This is a genomic window from Mycobacteriales bacterium, assembly GCA_036497565.1.
In the GTDB taxonomy this organism is placed as follows: domain Bacteria; phylum Actinomycetota; class Actinomycetes; order Mycobacteriales; family QHCD01; genus DASXJE01.
The window spans coordinates 1-3,681 of the sequence record DASXJE010000155.1 but is presented as its reverse complement, the minus strand read 5'-3'; the positions used below and the strand labels follow the sequence as shown (position 1 = coordinate 3,681).

The 3,681-nt window shown below is 69.7% G+C and carries 4 protein-coding genes; 2 read left to right on the top strand and 2 right to left on the bottom strand.

All coding sequences use genetic code 11. The annotated features are described in order from the left end of the window. The coding region (locus tag VGH85_13470) for a hypothetical protein (protein ID HEY2174811.1) at window positions 1–1,126 on the top strand (1,126 nt) is incomplete at its 5' end. A gap of 99 nt (window positions 1,127–1,225) precedes the next feature. On the opposite strand, the gene VGH85_13465 is transcribed toward VGH85_13470, so the two are convergent. Beyond that, entirely contained in the window at window positions 1,226–1,783 is a 558-nt protein-coding gene (locus VGH85_13465; GenBank protein HEY2174810.1) for a DUF1269 domain-containing protein, read from the bottom strand. Between the two features lie 199 nt (window positions 1,784–1,982). Between VGH85_13465 and VGH85_13460 the strand changes: the two genes are divergently transcribed. Then, entirely contained in the window at window positions 1,983–2,504 is a 522-nt protein-coding gene (locus VGH85_13460; GenBank protein ID HEY2174809.1) for a GNAT family N-acetyltransferase, read from the top strand. A gap of 12 nt (window positions 2,505–2,516) precedes the next feature. Here the strand turns inward: VGH85_13460 and VGH85_13455 are convergent. After that, the coding region (locus tag VGH85_13455; protein HEY2174808.1) for a mandelate racemase/muconate lactonizing enzyme family protein at window positions 2,517–3,681 on the bottom strand (1,165 nt) is incomplete at its 5' end.

The following is a 3,681-nucleotide window of genomic DNA, read 5'->3' as shown; positions in this document are numbered from 1 at the left end:
GATCTGTCATGCCACCAGCGACGACCTGGTGAGCTTCGAGAAGGATCGGCGTAACCCGATCCTGCGGCCCGACTCCGCGATCTTCGGGCAGACCGACTGGCGCGATCCGTTCGTGTTCTGGAACGACGAGGAACACTGCTACTGGATGCTGATCTCGACCCGGACGGCGGGCGGCCCCGAGCCCGCCAAGGGCTGCCTGGCGGTAAGCCGGTCGGGCACGCTGGCCGGGTGGACCGCACCGGAGCCGCTGTACTCCACGCTGTTCACCCACTGCCCCGAGTGCCCGGAGATGTTCGGCCTCGGGAATCGGGTGTGGCTGGCGTACTCCCGTTACAGCGATCGCCGGCAGACCGTCGTCCGCGTCGCCGACAACCCGCGCGGGCCGTGGCGCAGGCCGTCGCGTGAGGCACTCGACGGCGAGCAGTGGTACGCCGCGAAGTCCCTGCGCGACGACCGGGGCCGGCGGATCGCCTTCGGCTGGGTTCCCGATCTGCCGGTCCCGCCGGCCACGGAGTGGCTGTGGGGCGGTGACCTGGGACTGCCCCGTGAGCTCTACGTCGGCACCGACGGGGAGATCGCCGGGCGGATCCCGGAGCCGGTCGCCGCCACGCTGGGGACGCCCGCGAACTGGAAACTGGGCAGCCGCTCACGCTCCTGGACCCGCGACGGCTTCGACCTCATCGTCGACGCGCGGACCGGTCCGGCCCGCCTTGTCGTCGCGCTCGACGGGCCGCGGGAGGACTTCGCCGTCTCCTGCACACTCGACGGGGACTTCGACACCGCGGGGATCGTCATCGGCGACACCGACGGGCTGTCGAGCGGGCTGGCCGTCGTCGTCTGCCGGCCGGAGCAGGTCGCCCGGATCGTCGACCTGTCGACCCCGGCCGACGGGCAGGTCGCCTACTCTCCCGTCGTCGAGCAGCGACTCTCCGCCGACGCGACGGGCACCATCGATCTCACGGTCAGCGTGCGGGGCGACATCGTCGAGGCGTTTCTCGGTGACGGCACGTGCCTCACCCGCAGGCTCGGCGAGCACGACCGCGAGCGGGGACGCGGTGCGTTCGCAGTGCTCGCCGACGCCGCACGCATGACGTTCCGCGACGTCACCGTCCGCGTCCCGGGCTGATCCCCGCCCGACAACAACCATGATCGTGATCGGATTTCGCCGCGAAACGCCGACGAAATCCGATCACGATCATGGAGAGGTGCGGCCAACCCGCCGACGCTACGACGTCGCGGTGGTGGCCTTCGCGCCGTTCGCGTCCTGGTTCAGCTCCGCGGCGAGTCGGTCGCCCTCCATCTCGCTGGCCCTCGCCACGATGCGGTTGGCGGCCTTGATGTTCGCCTTGATCTGGTCCCCGAGGTTCGTCTCGTAGATGACGATCAGGCCGGCCTCGCCGGCGTCCAGCGTGTCGCCGAGTTCCTTGAGGTCGGTGCGCGACATTCCGCCACTCACGTGCCCGGCGATGCCGCCGATCGCCGCGCCACCCGCCGCACCCGCGGCCACGCCGATTCCGATCGGCGGGAACAGTACGGCGGCAACCCCGACCGCCAGACCCCAGCCGAGACCGACCGCGGCACCATGGCGGGTGGGCTGCTCGTGCTTCTTGACGATCTTGACCTTGCCGTCCACGCCCTTCGCGATCACCGACGCGTCGAAGTCGTTGGACGACTTCACGGCGCGGTAGAGCGCCTTCACCGCTTCGTAGTCGGCGATGGCCATGTCGACCTCGTCGTACGCCGCCGCAAGCACGTACAGCACGTCCTTGTCCTTCTTCGCCATGGTGGGCTCTCCCGTCGATGTCAGTTCGTGGTGACCAACCCTCGCCACAGGCGCCGACCGGTCGCATCATCCGATGCGGATGACGCCCCCTCCCCTGGGTGATCAAGAGTGGATTCGTACGGCGTTTCGCGCCGAAATCCCCTCTTGATCACGGGGGTGGGGGGCGGGCGGGCGGCTCGCCGGTTGGCATGATGACGGCGTGGCAAAGGTCGTCCGGCTGGTGCAGCTGAGCCCTCCGGCCATCCACGCACTCGCCGCCGGCGACCTTGCGGCGGCGAACCGGGCCGCGCCGATCGTGTTGACGCCGTATTTCGTCGGGCCGGAGTGGCGGAGGGTCTGGCGCCGGCGGAGCCGGCAGATCGACGACGACCCGGGCAGCCTCGGCTGGATCACCGCAGTGATCGTCGACGCCGAGCAGGACACCGCCGTCGGCCGGGCCGGCTTTCACGGACCACCGGACGCCGGCGGCATGGTCGAGATCGGGTACGCCGTCGATCCCGCGCACCGCCGGCAGGGCTACGCACGGGCCGCGGTCGTCGCGCTGCTCGAACGTGCCGCCCGCGAGGCCGACGTACGCACGGTCCGCGCGACCATCAGCCCCGACAACATCGCCTCGCGCCGGTTGGTGGCGCAGTACGGGTTCGTCGAGGTCGGCGACCAGTGGGACGACGAGGACGGCCTCGAGACAATCTTCGAGGTGCCCGCCCCAGGTGGTAGCTGACGCCGGCCCGATTCAGGGGTGTAGCGCGCGCAGGACCTTGTAGAAGTCGGCCTTCTGCTCCAGCCCGATTCCCGGCGTCTTGGTGAGCGACACCCGGCCGTCGCGTACGACGGTGCCGTCCGCGAAGCCGCCGGTCGGCTGGAACTCACCGGGGTAGGACTCGTTGCCGCCGAGCTTGAGGGCGGCGGCGAGGTGCAGCGAGAACTGGTGGCCGCCGTGCGGAATGCAGCGCCGCGACGACCAGCCGTGCTCGCGCAGCATCCGCAGGGTGCGCAGGTATTCGCTCAACCCGTAGCTGAGCGCCGGATCGACCTGGATGACGTCGCGGTCGGGTCGCAGACCGGCGTAGCGGACGAGGTTGCGCGCGTCCTGCATCGAGAAGAGGTTCTCGCCGGTCGCCATCGGGCCGTCGTACTGATCCGACAGCGCCGCCTGCAACGCGTAGTCCAGCGGATCACCGGGCTCCTCGTACCAGAACAGACCGTACGGCGCGAGCGAGCGGGCATAGTCCAACGCGGTCGCCATGTCGAACCGGCCGTTGGCGTCGACCGCCAGCCGCGCCCCGTCCCCGCCCAACACGTCGAGCACCGCCTCGATGCGACGCAGGTCCTCGGGCAGCGGCGCGCCGCCGATCTTCATCTTGACGACGCGGTAGCCGAGATCGAGGAAGCCACTGATCTCGTCTCGCAGCTCCTGAAGCCCCTTGCCCGGCGCGTAGTAGCCGCCGGCGGCGTAGACGAAGACCGAGTCGTCAGGCGCCCCGTCTCCGTAGCGGTCGGACAACCAGCGGTACAGCGGCTGATCGGCGATCTTGGCAGCCAGGTCGAAGAGCGCCATGTCGAGCACCCCGACGGCGACCGACCGTTCGCCGTGCCCACCGGGCTTCTCGTTGCGCATCATGTGGTCCCACGCCTTGGTGGGGTCGATGTTGCCGTCGTCGGAGAGCAACTCCTCAGGCGACGCGGCGAGCAATCGCGGAATCATCCGACGCCGGATGATCTCCCCCGCGCTGTAGCGGCCGTTGGAGTTGAAGCCGTATCCCACCAGCGGTTCGCCGTCGCGGACGACGTCGCTCACCACGGCGACGATCGAGCAATCCATTGCGCTGAAGTCGATCCACGCGTTGCGCATCGACGAGCTGATCGGTACGACGCCCTCGTGGACGGAGACGATCCTC

Bases quoted from the DNA above. Each gene is read 5' to 3' on its own strand.
- VGH85_13465 (HEY2174810.1), bottom strand. From the start codon at position 1,783: ATGGCGAAGAAGGACAAGGACGTGCTGTACGTGCTTGCGGCGGCGTAC.